Source organism: Luteococcus peritonei, assembly GCF_039526385.1.
Taxonomy (GTDB): domain Bacteria; phylum Actinomycetota; class Actinomycetes; order Propionibacteriales; family Propionibacteriaceae; genus Luteococcus; species Luteococcus peritonei.
Window position 1 is genome coordinate 95,046 of sequence record NZ_BAAAIX010000016.1, and the last position, 17,763, is coordinate 112,808.

Annotated in this window: 15 protein-coding genes; 11 read left to right on the forward strand and 4 right to left on the reverse strand. The window is 71.7% G+C overall.

Features of this window, described 5'->3' with window-relative positions:
* Positions 1 to 69: 69 nt before the first annotated feature.
* The 3 genes from carA to ABD073_RS07785 are packed head-to-tail and all read left to right on the forward strand — an operon-like array spanning position 70 to position 5,740.
* Complete coding sequence (gene carA, locus ABD073_RS07775; RefSeq protein WP_386751634.1) at positions 70 to 1,314, forward strand: glutamine-hydrolyzing carbamoyl-phosphate synthase small subunit; 1,245 nt, start codon at positions 70 to 72, stop codon at positions 1,312 to 1,314.
* Positions 1,314 to 4,643 (forward strand): carbamoyl-phosphate synthase large subunit, encoded by a 3,330-nt coding sequence (carB, locus tag ABD073_RS07780; protein WP_343873447.1) that lies wholly within the window; start codon positions 1,314 to 1,316, stop codon positions 4,641 to 4,643. The genes carA and carB overlap by 1 nt, the downstream gene beginning before the upstream one ends.
* A complete protein-coding gene (locus ABD073_RS07785; protein WP_343873448.1) occupies positions 4,643 to 5,740 on the forward strand; it encodes a quinone-dependent dihydroorotate dehydrogenase in 1,098 nt (365 codons plus the stop codon). Before carB ends, ABD073_RS07785 begins: the two co-directional genes overlap by 1 nt.
* 25 nt (positions 5,741 to 5,765) lie before the next feature.
* On the opposite strand, the gene ABD073_RS07790 is transcribed toward ABD073_RS07785, so the two are convergent.
* The 3 genes from ABD073_RS07790 to ABD073_RS07800 form a co-directional block, all read right to left on the reverse strand.
* A complete protein-coding gene (locus ABD073_RS07790) occupies positions 5,766 to 6,599 on the reverse strand; it encodes a hypothetical protein (RefSeq protein WP_343873449.1) in 834 nt (277 codons plus the stop codon).
* A 298-nt stretch (positions 6,600 to 6,897) separates the two neighbouring features.
* Positions 6,898 to 7,203 (reverse strand): hypothetical protein, encoded by a 306-nt coding sequence (locus tag ABD073_RS07795; protein WP_343873450.1) that lies wholly within the window; start codon positions 7,201 to 7,203, stop codon positions 6,898 to 6,900.
* 74 nt (positions 7,204 to 7,277) lie between these two features.
* Positions 7,278 to 8,429, reverse strand: coding sequence for an MFS transporter (locus tag ABD073_RS07800; protein WP_343873452.1), 1,152 nt, complete (start codon positions 8,427 to 8,429; stop codon positions 7,278 to 7,280).
* Positions 8,430 to 8,576: 147 nt separating this feature from the next.
* On the opposite strand from ABD073_RS07800, the gene pyrF reads away from it, so the two are divergent.
* The 6 genes from pyrF to metK all read left to right on the forward strand — a co-directional run bounded on the left by pyrF (position 8,577) and on the right by metK (position 13,375).
* Complete coding sequence (gene pyrF / locus ABD073_RS07805) at positions 8,577 to 9,377, forward strand: orotidine-5'-phosphate decarboxylase (protein ID WP_343873453.1); 801 nt, start codon at positions 8,577 to 8,579, stop codon at positions 9,375 to 9,377.
* 193 nt (positions 9,378 to 9,570) lie between these two features.
* On the forward strand, positions 9,571 to 9,882 hold the full coding sequence (gene mihF, locus ABD073_RS07810) for an integration host factor, actinobacterial type (RefSeq protein ID WP_343873455.1): 312 nt from the start codon (positions 9,571 to 9,573) through the stop codon (positions 9,880 to 9,882).
* A 21-nt stretch (positions 9,883 to 9,903) separates the two neighbouring features.
* Positions 9,904 to 10,506 (forward strand): guanylate kinase, encoded by a 603-nt coding sequence (gene gmk, locus ABD073_RS07815; RefSeq protein ID WP_343873457.1) that lies wholly within the window; start codon positions 9,904 to 9,906, stop codon positions 10,504 to 10,506.
* A 37-nt stretch (positions 10,507 to 10,543) separates the two neighbouring features.
* Positions 10,544 to 10,888, forward strand: coding sequence for a DNA-directed RNA polymerase subunit omega (gene rpoZ, locus ABD073_RS07820; RefSeq protein WP_343873458.1), 345 nt, complete (start codon positions 10,544 to 10,546; stop codon positions 10,886 to 10,888).
* 16 nt (positions 10,889 to 10,904) lie between these two features.
* Positions 10,905 to 12,188, forward strand: coding sequence for a bifunctional phosphopantothenoylcysteine decarboxylase/phosphopantothenate--cysteine ligase CoaBC (gene coaBC, locus ABD073_RS07825; protein ID WP_343873459.1), 1,284 nt, complete (start codon positions 10,905 to 10,907; stop codon positions 12,186 to 12,188).
* Entirely contained in the window at positions 12,185 to 13,375 is a 1,191-nt protein-coding gene (gene metK, locus ABD073_RS07830) for a methionine adenosyltransferase (protein WP_343873460.1), read from the forward strand. The genes coaBC and metK overlap by 4 nt, the downstream gene beginning before the upstream one ends.
* Before the next feature lie 13 nt (positions 13,376 to 13,388).
* On the opposite strand, the gene ABD073_RS07835 is transcribed toward metK, so the two are convergent.
* Positions 13,389 to 14,651, reverse strand: a complete 1,263-nt coding sequence (locus ABD073_RS07835) for a threonine/serine exporter family protein (RefSeq protein WP_343873462.1) — start codon at positions 14,649 to 14,651, stop codon at positions 13,389 to 13,391.
* Between the two features lie 56 nt (positions 14,652 to 14,707).
* Here ABD073_RS07835 and ABD073_RS07840 point away from each other — a divergent pair, with 56 nt between their 5' ends.
* Both ABD073_RS07840 and fmt read left to right on the forward strand, forming a co-directional pair.
* Positions 14,708 to 16,666, forward strand: coding sequence for a primosomal protein N' (locus ABD073_RS07840; RefSeq protein ID WP_343873463.1), 1,959 nt, complete (start codon positions 14,708 to 14,710; stop codon positions 16,664 to 16,666).
* A 45-nt stretch (positions 16,667 to 16,711) separates the two neighbouring features.
* Positions 16,712 to 17,647 carry a methionyl-tRNA formyltransferase gene (fmt, locus tag ABD073_RS07845; RefSeq protein WP_343873464.1) on the forward strand — a complete coding sequence of 312 codons (936 nt, stop codon included), beginning with the start codon at positions 16,712 to 16,714 and terminating at the stop codon, positions 17,645 to 17,647.
* The last annotated feature ends 116 nt before the right edge of the window (positions 17,648 to 17,763 follow it).

The following is a 17,763-nucleotide window of genomic DNA, read 5'->3' on the forward strand; positions in this document are numbered from 1 at the left end:
GTGATCTCGCCTCCCGCGGATCGCGCTCACCCGCTAGGCCTTGCCCGGCTCGGGCAGGGGAGGATGGCCATGACCTCGTCCCAGTTCGGCTCCGATCTTCCAGCGATCCTGGTTCTGGAGGATGGCAGGCATTTCCGGGGGAGGTCGTTCGGCGCGCAGGGCACCACCTTCGGCGAGGCCGTCTTCTCCACCGGCATGAGCGGCTACCAGGAGACGCTCACCGATCCCAGCTACCACCGCCAGGTGGTGGTGGCCACCGCGCCGCACATCGGCAACACCGGCTGGAACGACGAGGACGACGAGTCCAGCCGCATCTGGGTGGCCGGCTACGTGGTGCGCGATCCTGCCCGCATCCCCTCCAACTGGCGCAGCACCCGCTCGCTGGACCAGGAGCTGGCCAACCAGGGCGTCGTCGGTATCAGCGACGTGGACACCCGTGCCCTGACCCGCCACCTGCGCGAGCGCGGCGCCATGCGGGTGGGCATCTCCACCGAGGTTCTCGATCCGGAGCAGCTGCTGGCGCAGGTGCAGCAGCAGCCCCCCATGGCTGGAGCCAACCTGGTGGACGACGTCACCGTCACCGAGCCCGTCGTGGTGCCCGCCGAGGGGGAGCGACGCTTCACGGTCGCCGCCGTCGACCTGGGCATCAAGTCGATGACCCCGGCCCAGATGGCCCGTCGCGGCCTGGAGGTGCACGTGCTGCCCGCCAGCAGCACCCTCGACGACATCCGCGCCACCGGCGCCGACGGCGTCTTCTTCTCCAACGGCCCCGGCGACCCCGCCACCGCCGAGCACGCCACCGCCCTGCTGCGCGAGGTGCTGGCGGCCGGCTACCCCTACTTCGGGATCTGCTTCGGCAACCAGATCTTCGGCCGGGCGCTGGGCTTCGGCACCTACAAGCTGAAGTACGGCCACCGCGGCATCAACCAGCCGGTGATCGACCGCACCACCGGCAAGGTGGAGATCACCGCCCACAACCACGGCTTCGCCGTCGACGCGCCCACCGACCGCACCACCGAGACAGACTTCGGCAGCGCCACCGTCAGCCACCTGTGCCTCAACGACGACGTGGTCGAGGGACTGGAGCTGCGCCGCGACGACCGCCTGGTGGGCTTCAGCGTCCAGTACCACCCCGAGGCCGCCGCCGGCCCGCACGACGCCGACTACCTCTTCGACAGGTTCGTGCAGGTCATGCAAGGGGGGACGACCCCCCTTGAACCCCCCGCGCCGTCGGGCGCACCGGTCTCCGCAGGCTCCGTCCTGCCCTCCGGATCGGACATGGACGGCACCAACCCCCGCGAAGGAAACCTCTGATGCCGAAGCGCACCGACATCTCCTCGATCCTGGTGATCGGCTCCGGGCCGATCGTGATCGGCCAGGCCGCCGAGTTCGACTACTCCGGAACACAGGCCTGCCGCGTGCTGCGCCAGGAGGGCTACCGGGTGATCCTGGTGAACTCCAACCCGGCCACGATCATGACCGACCCCGAGTTCGCCGACGCCACCTATGTCGAGCCGATCACCCCGGAGTACGTGCAGAGGGTGATCGAGACCGAGCGTCCCGACGCCATCCTGCCCACCCTGGGCGGCCAGACCGCGCTGAACACCGCCGTCGCGCTGCACGAGAACGGCGTGCTGGAGCGCTACGGCGTCGAGATGATCGGCGCCAACTTCGACGCCATCCAGCGCGGTGAGGACCGCGAGAAGTTCAAGGAGATCGTCGAGGCGCTCGACATCCCCGGCGGCAATGCCGGCGTCGCGCGCTCGGCGATCTGCCACTCCATGGACGAGGTGCTCGCGGCCGCCGACGACATGGGCTACCCGCTGGTGGTGCGCCCCAGCTTCACCATGGGCGGCCTGGGCTCCGGCTTCGCCCACGACGAGGAGGAGCTGCGTCGCATCGCCGGCACCGGCCTGGACGCCTCCCCGGTCACCGAGGTGCTGATCGAGGAGTCCATCCTGGGCTGGAAGGAGTACGAGCTGGAGGTGATGCGCGACAAGGCCGACAACGTCGTGATCATCTGCTCCATCGAGAACCTGGACCCGATGGGCGTGCACACCGGCGACTCCATCACCGTCGCCCCGGCCATGACGCTGACCGACCGCGAGTACCAGCACATGCGTGACGTGGGCATCGGCATCATCCGCGCCGTGGGTGTGGACACCGGCGGCTGCAACATCCAGTTCGCGATCAACCCCGACGACGGGCGGATGATCGTGATCGAGATGAACCCACGTGTCTCGCGCTCCTCGGCGCTGGCCTCCAAGGCCACCGGCTTCCCGATCGCCAAGATCGCCGCCAAGGTGGCCGTCGGCTACACCCTGGACGAGATCCGCAATGACATCACCCAGGTCACGCCCGCCAGCTTCGAGCCCACCCTTGACTACGTGGTGGTGAAGGTGCCGCGCTTCGCCTTCGAGAAGTTCCCCACCGCCGACGGCACGCTGACCACGCACATGAAGAGCGTCGGCGAGGCGATGGCCATCGGCCGCAACTTCACCGAGGCGCTGGGCAAGGCGTTGCGCTCCCTGGAGGACCCGAAGGCTCCCTTCCTGCTCACCGTCCCCGACGCCGACCCGGCCGAGATCCTGCAGGGTGCCTCCCGTCCCCACGACGGCCGGCTCACCGAGGTCTTCTCCGCCATCATGGCCGGGGCGTCACCGGAGCAGGTCTTCGAGGCCACCCGGATCGACCCCTGGTTCGTCGACCAGCTCTTCCTGCTCGCCGAGGTGGCGCGCGAGGTGTCCACCGCCGACGCGCTCACCCCGGAGCTGCTGCGCCTGGCCAAGCGGCACGGCTTCTCCGACGCGCAGATCGCGGCCGCCCGCCACATGTCCACCGACGTGGTGCGCGGACTGCGCTGGGCGCTGGGGATCCGTCCGGTCTACAAGACCGTCGACACCTGCGCGGCCGAGTTCGCCGCCCGCACCCCGTACCACTACTCCTCCTACGACGAGGAGACCGAGGTGGCAGCGCGTGAGAAGCCGGCGGTGCTGATCCTGGGCTCCGGGCCGAACCGGATCGGCCAGGGCATCGAGTTCGACTACTCGTGCGTGCACGCCGCGATGGCGCTCACGCAGGCCGGCTACGAGTCCATCATGGTGAACTGCAACCCGGAGACCGTCTCCACCGACTACGACACCTCCGACCGGCTCTACTTCGAGCCGCTCACCCTGGAGGACGTGCTGGAGGTCTACCACGCCGAGTGCCAGGCCGGCCCGGTGGCCGGCGTGATCGTGCAGCTGGGTGGCCAGACCCCGCTGAAGCTCGCGCAGCAGCTCAAGGACGCCGGCGTGCCGATCGTCGGCACCAGCCCGGAGGCGATCCACCTGGCCGAGGACCGCGGTGCCTTCGGCATGGTGCTGGACCAGGCCGGCCTGCCCGCCCCGCGCTTCGGTACCGCCGTCACCCCCGACGAGGCGGCCGAGGTGGCCGGCGAGATCGGCTACCCGGTGCTGGTGCGCCCCAGCTATGTGCTGGGCGGGCGCGGCATGGAGATCGTCTACGACGAGGACTCGCTGCGCGGTTACATCGAGCGTTCCACGCTGGTCTCGGCCAGCCACCCCGTGCTGATCGACCGCTTCCTGGACGACGCGGTGGAGATCGACGTCGACGCCCTCTACGACGGCCACGAGCTCTACCTGGGCGGCGTGATGGAGCACATCGAGGAGGCCGGCATCCACTCCGGCGACTCGGCCTGCTCGCTGCCGCCGATCAGCCTGGGCCAGGAGGTCATCGACCAGATCCGACGCTCCACCGAGGCGATCGCCGAGGGGGTTGGGGTGCGCGGCCTGATCAACATCCAGTACGCGCTGGCTGGTGACACCCTCTACGTGCTGGAGGCCAACCCGCGCGCCAGCCGCACCGTGCCCTTCGTCTCCAAGGCCACCGACACCTCGCTGGCCAAGGCCTGCACGCTGCTGATGATGGGCGCGACCATCGCCGAGCTACGCCAGCAGGGCGTGCTGCGCGCCGAGGTGGACGGGGCCTTCAGCTGGCCCGGCTCGCCGATCGCGGTCAAGGAGGCCGTGATGCCCTTCAACCGCTTCCGCACCCCCGAGGGCCTGAACGTGGACACCATCCTGGGCCCGGAGATGCGCTCCACCGGCGAGGTGATGGGTCTGAGCGGCACCTTCGGCGTCGCCTTCGCCAAGAGCCAGGCCGGCGCCTTCGGGGCGCTCCCGGCCCAGGGCACGGTCTTCATCGCCGCGGCCAACCGCGACAAGCGCCATGCCATCTTCCCGGTGAAGCGGCTGGCCGACCTGGGCTTCACCATCCTGGCCACCGCGGGCACTGCGGCGGTGCTGGGCCGCCAGGGCGTCGCCTCCACCGTGGTGCGCAAGCACTCGCAGGGGGAGGGTCCCAACGGCGAGCCCACCATCGTGCAGCTGATCCAGCGCCAGGAGGTGGACCTGATCTTCAACACCCCGCAGGGCACCACCACCGGCGGGGCGCCGCGCCACGACGGCTACGAGATCCGCACCGCGGCCGTGATCAACCAGGTGCCGTGTGTCACGACGGTGCAGGGGCTGGCCGCCGTCGTGCAGGGCATCGAGTCGCTGGCGGCGGGGGAGGACCTGCAGGTCACCTCGCTGCAGGACTGGGCCCGCGAGACCGCCGCCGCAATCGGCCAGGAGGCCTGATGGCCGCGCTGATGGGGCCACGCGAGGCCCTGAACCGTGCCCTGCTGACCGGCTACCGCTCAGCGGTGCGCCCGATGCTCTTCACCGCCCACGGCGGCGATGCGGAGAAGATCCACGAGGACATGATCGACGCGCTGGGCCGAATCCCGGTGGCGAGCCGCCACCTGGCGCCCGTGCTGGGCGGGCGCGGTCTGGCGGGCCGCGGCGAGACCGAGGTGGCCGGGATCAGCTTCCCGGGCCGGGTCGGCCTGGCCGCCGGGCTGGACAAGCAGGGCACCGCGGCCAGGGCCTGGGCCGGTCTGGGCTTCGGCTTCGCGGAGCTGGGCACCGTCACCGCGCAGGCGCAGCCGGGCAACCCGAAGCCGCGCGTCTTCCGGGCGCGCACCAGCCAGGCCGTGATCAACCGGATGGGCTTCAACAACTCCGGTGCCGCGGCGCTGGCCGACCGGCTGGCCGGCTGGGGCGTCGAGCGCGGCAACCGGGCGCTGGGGATCCCGCTGGGCATCAGCATCGGCAAGACGAAGGTGACGCCGCTGGAGCATGCGGTGGAGGACTACCTGACCAGCCTGCGCCTGCTGGCCCGTCACGCCGACTACGTCGCGGTCAACATCTCCAGCCCGAACACGCCGGGCCTGCGCCAGCTGCAGGACGGCGAGCACCTGCGCGAGCTGACCAGCGCCCTGGTGGCCGAGGCCGAGCGGCTGGACCCGGGCCGTCCGGTGCCGATCTTCGTGAAGTTCGCCCCGGACCTGACCGACGACGCGCTCGACGAGGCGATCGGGATCTGCGAGCAGAACGGGGTGAGCGGCCTGATCGCCACCAACACCACGCTGCAACGCGACGGCCTGGCCCCGGCGGACCAGCACCTGGCCGCCGAGGCCGGGGGACTGTCGGGCGCCCCGCTGACCGTGCGCTCACGCGAGATGGTGCGCCACATCACCCGTCACACCGACCTGCCCGTGATCGGCGTGGGCGGGATCATGACGCCGGCCGACGCGCAGGCCATGTTCGACGCCGGTGCCTCGCTGGTGCAGCTCTACACCGGCTTCATCTACAACGGCCCCGCACTGGTCAGCGGCATCAACGCACTGCGCTGAGGTGGCGTCCTCCGGAAACCGCTGATCAGGCGGCGAGCGTGTGCTCGGGGCCGGGTACGGCGTCGACGGCCCTGCCCAGCTCGATGGTGCGCGACGGGGTCACCAAGTAGCGGTAGCCCAGCGGGCTGCGCCACAGGAAGATGCCGGGCATCGGTTGGGTGAGCTGCCAGCCACCATGTGTCTTGGCTCGATGCGCCCTGCGGGCCAGGGGACCGAGGTTGTCCGGGCGGGTCTGGCCCGGTGGGCCGTCGTCCCTCCACGGCTGGGTGTGGTCCAGGTCGAGGCCGGCGAAGCGGCGCGTCGAGAAGGGGAAGACCTCGTAGGGATTGCGGATCTCCAGGCCCTCGCGCATCGGGCGCGGCACCTCGTAGCTGTCGCTGGCTGCCTGGTTCGCCAGGTCGATCACCGGACGGACACTGACCCGACGCTCGCCCAGCAGGTCGCGCAGCCACTCGGCCAGCACAGGGCGGAGCCGCGTCGCATGGCCGGTCCCCATCACCGGGCGGACCAGACCCGTGCCGTCGGCGAGCGTGGTGTCGGTGAGATGCACGACGAGCTGAGCCCGGGACAGCAGGCGTTCCGGGTCCACGGTGATGGTGCCGCACAGGTGGCCTGGTTCTCCGTCATGGGCGCAGAACTGGCCCAAGGCCTCCGCGTCCACCGGCAGCTGGTCCAGCAGGCTGGCCTGCATCAGCTGCAGGGCACGAGCCGGCGTTGCGAGCAGACCCAAGGCCCTGGCCCGCAGGCTGTCACGTCCACCGGTGGCGCCGCCCTCGGCCAGGATGCGGGCCAGCCAGTCGATGCTCGCCTCGAGATCAGCGGCCTGCGGGGCGTCGATCCGGGCGCTGAGCCCGGCCACCCCGTCGTCCTCCTGGGCGATCCAGACGCCCAGGTCCTGCAGCGCCTCCTGGCGGCGTTGCTCGGCCCGGTTCGCGTCGAGGTGGTCAGCACCAGCCCCCGCACCATGGCCTCGGCCCGGCTCCAGGACATGCCGGGCGGGGTTCGTGACAGCTCCAGGTCCACCAGCCGGGCGGCGTCCCGGTCCAGCTCCCGTACCAGCCCGGCCAGCTTGCGGGCCTGCCAGACCGGCAGCTCGGCCGCCATGGTGCTGCGCCAGACCCACGGCAACCGGTGGCGCACGTCGAGTGCCGCCGCCATCAGGGCGCTGGCCTCGACCGCCCTGATGCCCAACGCCGCGCCCAGCTCCAGGGCTCCGCCACCGCGGGGGTTCCGTCGGCACCCAGCTGCACTGCCTGCTCGCATCCCGGCAGCCCGTGCCCGGTGGACGGTTCGGACGCGAGGTCGGCGAAGTGGGCGGCCAGTTCGAGCTCGCGGGCCTCCGCCCGTCGCCGGGCCAGCCGCACCTCGCGCAATTCCTCGATGGTGGCCACCGCATCGACCGGCAGCGCGTCGTGCGCACGTCCAGTGCCGTGGGGCGACGGGCCACGCGGGATCGAATGCATGTTCTAATTATTGTGCTTGGGCTGTCGCTATGACAAGGGGCCGATCCGGGTCCGATCACGCCTTCGACGATCAGTCAGGCTGATCGTCGGTGCAGCAGCAGCGCGGGTGCTCCGGCCATCAGGGCCACCACTCCACCCGTGATGAACAGCGGTGCCAGCCCGGTCTGCGAGGCGGCCAGCCCTGAGGCCAGGGAGCCAGCTGTCTGGCCCACCGCGATGGTGGCGAACAGGATGCTGGAGCCCGCTCCCACGGCCTGCGGCCAGGCGAGTCGGGCCAGTTCGATCGTGATGCCGCACAGCGTGGTGTAGCAGCCACCGAAGAGGGCCCCGAGGACCATCGCCTGCCACGGCTGGGACGCCAGGGGCAGGGAGATCACGGCGAGGCCCAGCAGGGTGCACAGCAGCGCCCAGGCGCGGGCCGGACCGAGTCGCCCGGCGATGTCGCCGGACAGCGAGCCGGCGACCCCCGCGAAGCCGACCAGCCCCCAGAAGAGCAGCGAGGAGGTGTCCTGCAGGCGGAGCTGCTCGCCCACCAGTTCGCGACCGTAGGCCCAGAAGACGGCGGCTCCGGCGCCCATCCCTGCTGTCAGCAGCACGGGTAGCACGAGCTGATCGGCCCGGCCGGGCTGCTCGGGTGCCTGGGTGCCGTCCTGGTCACCGTCTCGTCTGGCACCGGACCCGAGGACGAACCAGAGCGTGGCAACAGCGCCCAGGGCCGCGCTCAGCCAGAACAGCGTCCGCCAGCTCCCGCTGGCGAACATGGCCGTGGTGGCCAGCACCACGCCCGTGCCGGTGCCCGCATTGGCGATGCCCTGCGCCCTGGCCTCGAGCCGGGCGGGCACGTCGCGGGCCAGCCGATGGGCGATCGCGCCGGAGGCGAAGCCCGCCGCCGCACCGGCCACGGATACCCCGGCCAGGAAGGCAGCGGAGCCATTCGCAAGAGCCGTGACGGTGTAGCCCAGCAGCAGGCAGCCGGCCCCGAGCCCCAGGCAGAGCCGCCAGCGTCCCCGGCTCACCAGCCAGCTGCACGCCAGGCAGGCAACCACATAGGTCAGGTAGGACAGTGAGGAGGTGTAGCCGATTCCTGCCTGGTCGCTCACGCCGTCCTGGATGACCTGCGGCGCGGACAGCCCCACCCCGAACCGCGCCATGCCGTAGGTGACGGCGACGAGCAGCGTCCCGGCCGCCACCTGGCGCCAGGTGCGAGCAGTTGGTGGGGCAGTCATGGGGGGCCTTCCGTCGGGGCGGACCGACCATGCTCCCCGAACGTCGGGGCCCGCTGCACCTCCCGGCGGGTGGAAGGGGCGCCAGGGTGCGCGGCATCCGGGCCCGTGCGAGGATGGCCGAGGCCAGCCACCCACGACGGAGAGACCATGACCTACGCAGAACGTCTTGCCACCACCACTGCCGCGCGAGGCGCCCTGTGCGTCGGGATCGATCCGCACCCGCAGATCCTCCAGGCCTGGGGGCTGACCGACGACGTGGACGGCCTGGAGCGCTGTGCTCGCGGCATGGTGGAGGCAATCGGTGACAAGGTGGCCGTCTTCAAGCCCCAGTCGGCCTTCTACGAGGTGCACGGCTCGGCCGGCATCGCGGTGCTGGAGCGCGTGCTCGACGACATCCGTCAGGCCGGCGCGCTGAGCATCCTCGACGTGAAGCGCGGCGACATCGGCTCCACCATGGCCGCCTATGCCCGCGCCTACCTGCGCGAGGAGTCGGCCCTGCGCGCGGATGCGATCACGCTGGCCCCCTACCTGGGCTTCGAGTCGCTGCGACCCGCCATCGACCTGGCGCACGAGACCGGCCGGGGGCTCTACGTCCTGGCGCGCACGTCCAACCCCGAGGGCGGTGAGGTGCAGCTGGCCGACGCCGGTGGCCGCAGCGTCGCGCAGATGGTGGTGGACCAGGCGGCCGAGGAGAACCAGCGCTCGGGGCAGTACGCCATCGGCCTGGTGGTGGGCGGCACCCATGCCGACCCCGGCTGCGACGTGAGCCGGTTCAACGGCTCCATCCTGGTGCCCGGCATCGGCGCCCAGGGTGGCACCATCGACGGTCTGCGCTCCATCTTCGGCGAGGCCACCGACCGGCTGCTGCCCTCGGCCAGTCGGCAGGTGATGCAGGGTGGGCCGTCGCGCGAGGGCCTGGTGCAGGCCGTCGAATCCCTGCTGGGCTGAGACACGCTGAACCAGCCGGTGCGGGCGCGCTCCCGGGCGGGGCAGAATTGGGTGATATTTCACAGCCTGACCTGCCTGACCCGACCTGGTGAATCGCGGTAGATTCGGCTGCGGCAAGCGGTGATCGCTTGTACGGTGAGAGCGACCGGGCAATCAGTGGTGTCCGGCAACCAGGGGAAATGGAGAACCGGTCGTGGCTATCCCAACACTGTCACCCGAACAGCTGCAGGCTGCTCGCGAGGCCGCCACCCAGGCCCGTCGCGCCCGCGCCGAGCTGAAGGAGAAGGTCCGCACGGGTACGCTCACGCTGGGCCAGGCACTCGACACCGCGGCCAAGGACGACGTCCTGGCTCACGTCAAGGTGGTGGACCTGCTCAAGGCCATGCCGCGCGTGGGTGACAAGCGGGCCGCCGAGATCATGGAGCGCCTCGAGATCGCCGCCAACCGTCGCGTCCGCGGGCTGGGCCGCCACCAGGTGGCCGGGCTGAAGGCAGAGTTCGAATAACAGGAAGGGGAGACCGGCAGCGTGACCGAGTCCCACCAGACCAGGCCGCAGCAGCCGGTTCCCGGCACGGGTGCGCCCGTGCGCGTCAGCGTCATCAGCGGTCCCACCGCCGTCGGGAAGGGCACCGTCGTCGCGCGCCTCAAGGAGCTGCACCCCGAGGTCTACGTCTCGGTCTCCGCCACCACGCGCGCCCCGCGCCCCGGTGAGATCGACGGCGTCCACTACCACTTCCTGACCGAGCAGCAGTTCGACCAGCTGGTCGCTGGTGACGGCCTGCTCGAGTGGGCGGTGGTGCACGGCCGCAACCGCTACGGCACCCTGCGCCGCCCGGTCGACGAGGCCGTGGCGCGCGGCGAGGCCGTCGTGCTGGAGATCGACCTGCAGGGCGCGCGCCAGGTACGACAGTCCTACCCACAGGCCCAGCAGATCTTCCTGGAGCCGCCGAGCTGGGAGGAGCTGGTGCGCCGCCTGGTGGGTCGCGGCACCGAGACCCCCGCGCAGCAGGAGCGCCGGCTGGTGACCGCCCGCGAGGAGCTGGCCCGGATGGGGGAGTTCGACCACGTCGTCGTGAATCGCGAGATCGATCAAACCGTCCAGGATTTGGTAGGCTTGCTGGGCTTGTGACCTCTGGCCACGAAAATCGACGAATCGAAGGTTCATCTTGACCACAAACATCCCCGAGGGCGTCACCAACCCCCCGATCGACGGCCTGCTCGACAAGGTCGACTCCAAGTACCGCCTGGTGCTCTTCGCCGCCAAGCGCGCGCGCCAGATCAACGCCTACTACTCGCAGCTGGGCGAGGGCCTGCTGGAGAACGTCGGCCCCCTGGTGGAGACCGGCGTGCAGGAGAAGCCGCTGAGCATCGCCCTGCGCGAGATCGAGGCCGACGTGCTCGAGTGCGCCGAGATCGATCCCGAGGCCGAGGCCGCCGCGCGCGCCGAGGCCACTGCCGATCCCGACTTCAGCTTCGTCTCCGATCCTTTCGGGGACATCGACCCCGCCTGATCCGCGAGCCGGATCCGTGTCCAGCGGAGACACCGCAGACGTGAATGCCACCGGTCGCCGAGTCGTTCTCGGCGTCGCCGGTGGCATCGCTGCGTACAAGGCCTGCGAGGTGCTGCGACGCCTGCGCGAGGCCGGCTGCGATGTCACCGTCGTGCCCACCGCCAATGCGCTCAACTTCGTGGGCCGCACCACCTGGGAGGCGTTGAGCGGCAAGAGCGTCAGCACCGACGTGTGGAGCGAGATCACCGAGGTGCCGCACGTGCGGATCGGGCAGCAGGCCGACCTGGTGCTCGTCGTGCCCGCCACCGCAGACCTGCTGGCTCGTGCCGCCACCGGCCGCGCCGACGACCTGCTCACCAATGTGCTGCTCACCGCGCACTGCCCGGTGGCCTTCTTCCCGGCCATGCACACCGAGATGTGGCAGCACCCGGCCACCGTCGCCAACGTGGCCACCCTGCGCAGCCGTGGCTGCGTCGTGAAGGATCCCGCCGCCGGACGCCTCACCGGCGCCGACTCCGGCCCGGGCCGGCTGCCTGAGCCCGCCGAGATCACCGAGCTGGCGCTGCGCCTGCTCGACGGTGGCCGCGAGGCCGCCGGGCGCGCGGCCGCCCAGGATCTGGCCGGGCGCCATGTCGTCGTCTCCGCCGGCGGCACCCACGAGGCGCTCGACCCGGTGCGCTTCCTGGGCAATGCCTCCAGCGGCCTGATGGGCACCGCCATCGCCCGCGAGGCGGCCCTGCGCGGCGCCCGCGTCACCTTGGTGGCGGCCGCCATGACCGCCGAGCCCCCGTCGGGCGTCGAGGTGGAGCAGGTGGTCTCCACCGCGGACCTGGCCGCCGTCATGCAGCGCCTGGCACCGCAGGCCGATGCCGTGGTGATGGCCGCAGCCCCGGCGGACTTCACCCCCGCCGAGGTCAGCACCACCAAGATCAAGAAGGACGGCGACGGCGGCATGACCCTGCACCTGGTGCAGACCACCGACGTGCTGGCCGCGATCAGCCGCAGCCGACGCCCCGAGCAGGTCATCGTCGGCTTCGCCGCCGAGACCGCCCCCGACCGTGACCAGCTGGTGCAGCTCGGGCAGGCCAAGCTCGCCCGCAAGGGCTGCGACCTGCTGGTGCTCAACGACGTCTCGGCCGGCAAGGTCTTCGGCCGAGCCACCACCCAGATCACCCTCATCGACCCCGCCGGCATCGTCGACGAGGTCACCGGAACCAAGTCGCAGGCCGCGGCGTCGATCGTCGACGCGCTGGCCGCCCGCCTGGCAGGCATGTCGGGCAGAAATGGAGAACCCGCATGACCAGGCTGTTCACCTCCGAGTCCGTCACCGAGGGACACCCCGACAAGGTGGCCGACGCCATCAGCGATGCCGTGCTGGACGCCATGCTGGAGCAGGACCGCACCAGCCGCGTCGCCGTCGAGACGCTGGTGACCACCGGGCTGGTGGTGGTGGCCGGCGAGGTCACCACCGAGGCCTACGCCGACATCTCCGGCCTGGCCCGCCAGACCGTGCTCGACATCGGCTACGACTCTTCCGACAAGGGCTTCGACGGCCGCTCCTGCGGCGTGACCGTGGCCATCGGCAGCCAGTCGCCCGACATCGCGCAGGGCGTCGACAAGGCCTACGAGAACCGCACCGGTGCCTCTGGCGACGAGCTGGACATGCAGGGCGCCGGCGACCAGGGCCTGATGTTCGGCTTCGCCTGCAACGAGACCCCCAGCTTCATGCCGCTGCCGATCGACCTGGCGCACCGGCTCTCCGAACGGCTGACCGCCGTGCGCAAGTCCGGCCAGCTGGACTACCTGCGTCCCGACGGCAAGACCCAGGTCACCATCGCCTACGACGAGGCCGGCCGCCCGGTGGGCGTCGACACCGTCGTGGTGAGCACCCAGCACGCCGAGGGCGTCTCCATCGAGAAGACGATCCACCCCGACCTGGTGCGCCATGTCATTGACCCGGTGCTGGCCAGCTATGACCTGCGCACCGACGAGATGAAGACCTACATCAACCCCACCGGCAAGTTCGTGATCGGTGGCCCGATGGGCGATGCGGGCGTGACCGGCCGCAAGATCATCGTCGACACCTATGGCGGCATGGCCCGCCACGGTGGTGGTGCCTTCAGCGGCAAGGACCCGTCGAAGGTGGACCGCTCCGCCGCCTATGCGATGCGGTGGGTGGCCAAGAATGTGGTGGCCGCCGGCCTGGCCGAGCGCTGCGAGGTGCAGGTGGCCTATGCCATCGGCAAGGCGGCCCCGGTGGGCTTCTACGTGGACACCTTCGGCACCGGCACCGTCTCGGAGAACCAGATCCGCGACGCCGTGCTGGACGTCTTCGACCTGCGCCCCGCCGCCATCGTGCGCGACCTGGGCCTGCTGGACGTCAAGTACTCCACCTTCACCGCCTATGGCCACTTCGGTCGCCAGCTGCCCGGGATGAACTGGGAGCGCACCGACCGCGTCGAGCAACTGAAGGCCGCGATCCGCTGACCCAGGGGCTGGCTCAGCGGTGGACGACGTGCTGCAGCCGCCGGGTGAGCCGGTTCAGGGGTAGGGCGAGCGCCGAACCCACCAGCAGGCCCAGCGCGATCGAGGTGATCAGGGTCAGCACTCCGGTGACGGCCTCCGCGGTGCCGGTGCCGGCGCCCACCGTCGTGATCCCCATCAGACCCAGGGTGCCGGGTACCAGCAGCCAGAAGCTGGGCAGGAAGAGCACCAGCCGGGGGACATTGCGTCGGGTGGACTCCACCGCCGTGGACAGGAAGCTGGCCGTGGTGGCGCCCAGGAAGGCACCCAGCGGCAGCGAGTCGGTCTGCGCCTGGCCGTACTGCTGGGCAGCGAAGGTGGCCACCAGCACCGCCGCGGTCCAGCCGAAGATGCGCAGCGGCACTCCTTCGGAGAGCATGATGCCCACCGCGATCAGCGCCAGCCCGGCCGGCGCGGCCAGGACGCCGAGCTCGTCGACGCGGGTGTTGGTGAGCGCCGCGGTGGGCACCTTGAGCAGCATCGCGGCGGCGACCACGCCCAGCGCGAAGAGCAGCAGCTGCACGATGCCGTAGAGGAAGCGTGAGGTGCCCGAGATCATCGAGCCGGTGGCCAGTTCTGCGATGCCGGTGCTGAGCAGGGCTCCGGGCAGCAGCACCGCGATCGGGCAGATCAGGGTGCGCAACGGACCCTGCAGCATCCCGGCGTGCCAGGCGCCCAGCACCACCAGCGAGACGCTCAGCGCGGCCAGGCTCGGCAGCAGCGCGGCGAGCAGGGCGTGGCGCCCGGAGCTGCGGATCAGGAAGCTCACCACCAGCGAGCACAGCGCCGCCAGCAGCACATTGGCCACGCCCGGCTGCATGATCAGGCAGATGCCGGCGGCCACCACCATGTTGCCCAGGTAGACGCCCCACCGTCCGTAGCGCAGCGGCAGCTGGCGCACCCGTCGGATCTGCTCCAGCGCCTCCGGTACCGCGATCCGCCCGCCCAGCAGGTCGTGGCGCACCTGGCGCACCACCAGCGACTGGTCCAGCCGCAGCGGGCCGCCCATCCGCTGCATGGTGGCCGGCTCGCCCGGCGCCAGCGCCAGGGTGATGTGGGTGGGGGTGGCCGAGACCTGCAGCCATGGGTGCCCGAGCCGGGCGGAGAGCCGCTGCAGCTCGAACTCCACGTCGGTGACCGTCATGCCGGCGCTGACCATCTCCGCGCCGATGGTCGCCAGCACCCGCCGGGTGGCCGTGTCCAGGCTGTCGGAGGGCGGCTGCGCGATGGTGGCGTTCACGGCGGCCACCCTAGCGGGAGCCGGAACTGTCGGCATGAGCACCTACCATCGTCTGCATGGACTTCCCGGTGGCCCGCTGCGCGCTCGACGTGCCCCTGCCCCACCTGGACCGCTTCTTTGACTACGAGGTGGCCGAGGCCGACGACGAGCTGGCGGTCCCGGGCGCGCGGGTCCGGGTTCGCTTCGCGGGCCGGCAGCGTGACGGTTTCGTCGTGGAGCGGCTGGCCACCAGCGAGGCGGCCAAGCTCTCCCGGCTGGAGAAGGTGGTCAGCCCGGAGCCGGTGCTGCAGGCCCAGCAGGTGGAGCTGGTGCGCGCGGTGGCCGACCACTGCGGCGGCAGCTTCTCCGACGTGATGCGGCTGGCCGTGCCGCCCCGCCATGCCGCCACCGAGAAGGCCGAACCGAAGCCGTGGCCCCAACCCGAGCTGCCCGACCAGGTGGAGGGGCCGCTGTCGGGCTACCCGCACGGCACCGACTACCTCGATGACCTGGCCGCTGGAGGCTCGCGTCGGGTGGCCTGGACCGTGGCGCCCAGCACTGCCCACGACCCCTGGCAGGGGCTGGTGCAGGCCACCGTCGCCACGCTGCGCTCCGGGCGGGGCGTGATGCTGCTGGTGCCCGACGTCAAGGACCTGGAGGCGCTGCGCTCCCGGTTGGCCGAGGTGGTGGGCGCGGGCTGCATCGCCGTGCTGCACGCGGATCTGGGGCCGTCGGCCCGCTACCGCAACTTCCTGGCCCTGGCCCGCGGTACCGCCAGGGTGGTGGTGGGCACCCGCGCCGCGGCCTTCGCACCGGTGGCAGACCTGGGGCTGGTGGCGCTCTGGGACGACGGCGACGACCTGTGGGCCGAGCCGCGCGCCCCCTACTTCCACACCCGTGACGTGGCCGCGATCCGCGCCACCCAGCAGAAGTGCTCGCTGCTCTTCGCCTCCCGGGCGCGCAGCTGCGAGCTGCAGCTGTGGGTGGACCGCGGCTGGCTGGCGCCCGTGGTGCTGCCCACCGGCGAGGCCCGTCGGCTGGCACCCGCGGTGCGGGTCTCCGCCGACTCTGACAAGGCGCTGGAGCGTGACCCGCTGGCCGCCAGCGTCCGGCTGCCCAACCTGGTCTTCCAGACCATCCGGGCCGGTCTGGCGCAGGGGCCGGTGCTGGTGCAGGTGCCGCGCAGCGGCTACCTGGTGGCGCTGAGCTGCCAGACCTGCCGCACCCCCGTGCGCTGCCCGCACTGCCAGGGCCCGGTGCGCGGCCGTCGTCGCGACGGGGAGCAGCAGCTCTCCTGCGCCTGGTGCGGTCGGCTGGTGACCGGCTGGCAGTGCCCCACCTGCGGCGACCACCGGCTGCGGGCCCCGGTGGTGGGAGCAGGGCGCACCACCGAGGAACTGGGGCGCGCCTTCCCGGGCACCACCGTGCTGGAGTCCAGCGGCGAGCAGGTGAAGCAGGGTGTGGGGGAGCGGCCCGCGCTCGTGATCGCCACCCCGGGCGCCGAGCCACCGGCGGCCGGTGGCTATGCCGCGGCCGTACTGCTGGACGCCACGGTGCAGCTCTCCCGCCCTGACCTGCGGGTCTCGGAGGAGACACTGCGACGCTGGCTGAACGTGCTGGGCCTGGTGCGCAGCGGGGAGCACGGCGGCACGGTCGCGGTCGTCGGCCCCTCGGACGACCGCACCATCCAGGCCCTGGTGCGGGTGGACCCGGTGGGCTTCGCCGAACGGGAACTGGCCGAGCGCTTCGAGGCCCGGCTGCCACCCGCGGTGAAGTTCATCACCCTCGACGGCTCGCCCGATGCCCTGCAGCAGATGGAGCAGGCGCTGGAACTGCCCGAGGTCTGCGACGTGCTCGGACCGGTGCCGCTGCCGCCCACCGCCCAGGGCGATCCGGTCAGCCGCCTCACCCTGCGCACCCCCTTGGCCCACGGCCGGGAGCTCACCGCCGCGGTGAAGGCGGCCAGCGCCGTCCGCTCGGCCCGCAAGGACGACGGCTCGGTGCGGGTCAGCGTCGATCCTGCCGCCCTGGCCTGAGCCGGATGGCGGAGCGCGGGCGGCGGCCACGGTAGCTTTGAGCGGGTGAGAATCGTCTTCGCCGGAACCCCCGAACCCGCCGTGCCCAGCCTGGAGGCGCTGGTGGCTGCCGGCCACGAGGTGGTCGGCGTCGTCACCCGCCCCGACGCCCCCGCCGGGCGCGGCAAGAAGCTGCGGCCCTCGCCGGTGGCGGTGCGCGCCGAGGAGCTGGGGCTCGAGGTGGTCAAGCCGGTCCACCCCCGTGACGAGGACTTCGTGGCCTGGCTCACCGCCAAGGACCCCGAGGCCTGCCCGGTGGTGGCCTACGGCGCCTTGGTCCCGGACCACGTGCTCGCCATCCCGACGCACGGCTGGATCAACCTGCACTTCTCCCTGCTGCCCGCCTGGCGCGGGGCGGCGCCGGTGCAGCGCAGCATCATGGCCGGCGAGCAGTCCACCGGTGCCACCACCTTCGAGCTGGTCCGTGAGCTCGACGCCGGGCCGGTCTACCGGACCGTCACCGAGCCGATCGCGGCCACCTACACCTCCGCCGACCTGCTGGGTCGGCTGGCGCTCTCCGGTGCCCAGCTGCTGGTGGAGACGCTGGCAGCCGTGGAGGCGGGCGAGCGGCCCGTCGCCCAGCCCGAGCAGGGGATCAGCCTGGCGCCGAAGCTGACCGTGGAGGAGACCCGGATCGACTGGACCCGCCCCGCCGGCGAGGTCTCCGCCCTGGTGCGCGGCGCCCATCCCAGCCCCGGTGCCTGGACCATGCTGGAGGGCCAGCGCTTCAAGGTGGCGCTGGCGGTGCCCGTCGAGCCGGTCGAGCCGTTGGCACCCGGTGAGCTGCGTGCCACCCGTCGCCAGCTGCTGGCCGGCACCGGTGAGGGCGCGGTGGAACTGGTGCGGGTGCAGGCCTTCGGCAAGAAGGAGATGGCGGGCGCCGACTGGGCTCGCGGCATGCACCAGCTGCCCGAGCGATTCGACGTCGAGGAGACTGCATGAGCCCCAACGACTCCCGTCCCCGGGGCAATCCCCGCGAGGAGCACAGCCGCGGCCGACGCGAGGAGCGTCGCGACCAGCGTGACCGGCAGCGCGACCAGCGCGCCCGCACGGAGGGC

Bases quoted from the DNA above. Each gene is read 5' to 3' on its own strand.
- carA (WP_386751634.1), top strand. From the start codon at position 70: ATGACCTCGTCCCAGTTCGGCTCCGATCTTCCAGCGATCCTGGTTCTG.
- carB (WP_343873447.1), top strand. From the start codon at position 1,314: ATGCCGAAGCGCACCGACATCTCCTCGATCCTGGTGATCGGCTCCGGG.
- ABD073_RS07785 (WP_343873448.1), top strand. From the start codon at position 4,643: ATGGCCGCGCTGATGGGGCCACGCGAGGCCCTGAACCGTGCCCTGCTG.
- ABD073_RS07795 (WP_343873450.1), bottom strand. From the start codon at position 7,203: ATGCATTCGATCCCGCGTGGCCCGTCGCCCCACGGCACTGGACGTGCG.
- ABD073_RS07800 (WP_343873452.1), bottom strand. From the start codon at position 8,429: ATGACTGCCCCACCAACTGCTCGCACCTGGCGCCAGGTGGCGGCCGGG.
- pyrF (WP_343873453.1), top strand. From the start codon at position 8,577: ATGACCTACGCAGAACGTCTTGCCACCACCACTGCCGCGCGAGGCGCC.
- metK (WP_343873460.1), top strand. From the start codon at position 12,185: ATGACCAGGCTGTTCACCTCCGAGTCCGTCACCGAGGGACACCCCGAC.
- ABD073_RS07840 (WP_343873463.1), top strand. From the start codon at position 14,708: ATGGACTTCCCGGTGGCCCGCTGCGCGCTCGACGTGCCCCTGCCCCAC.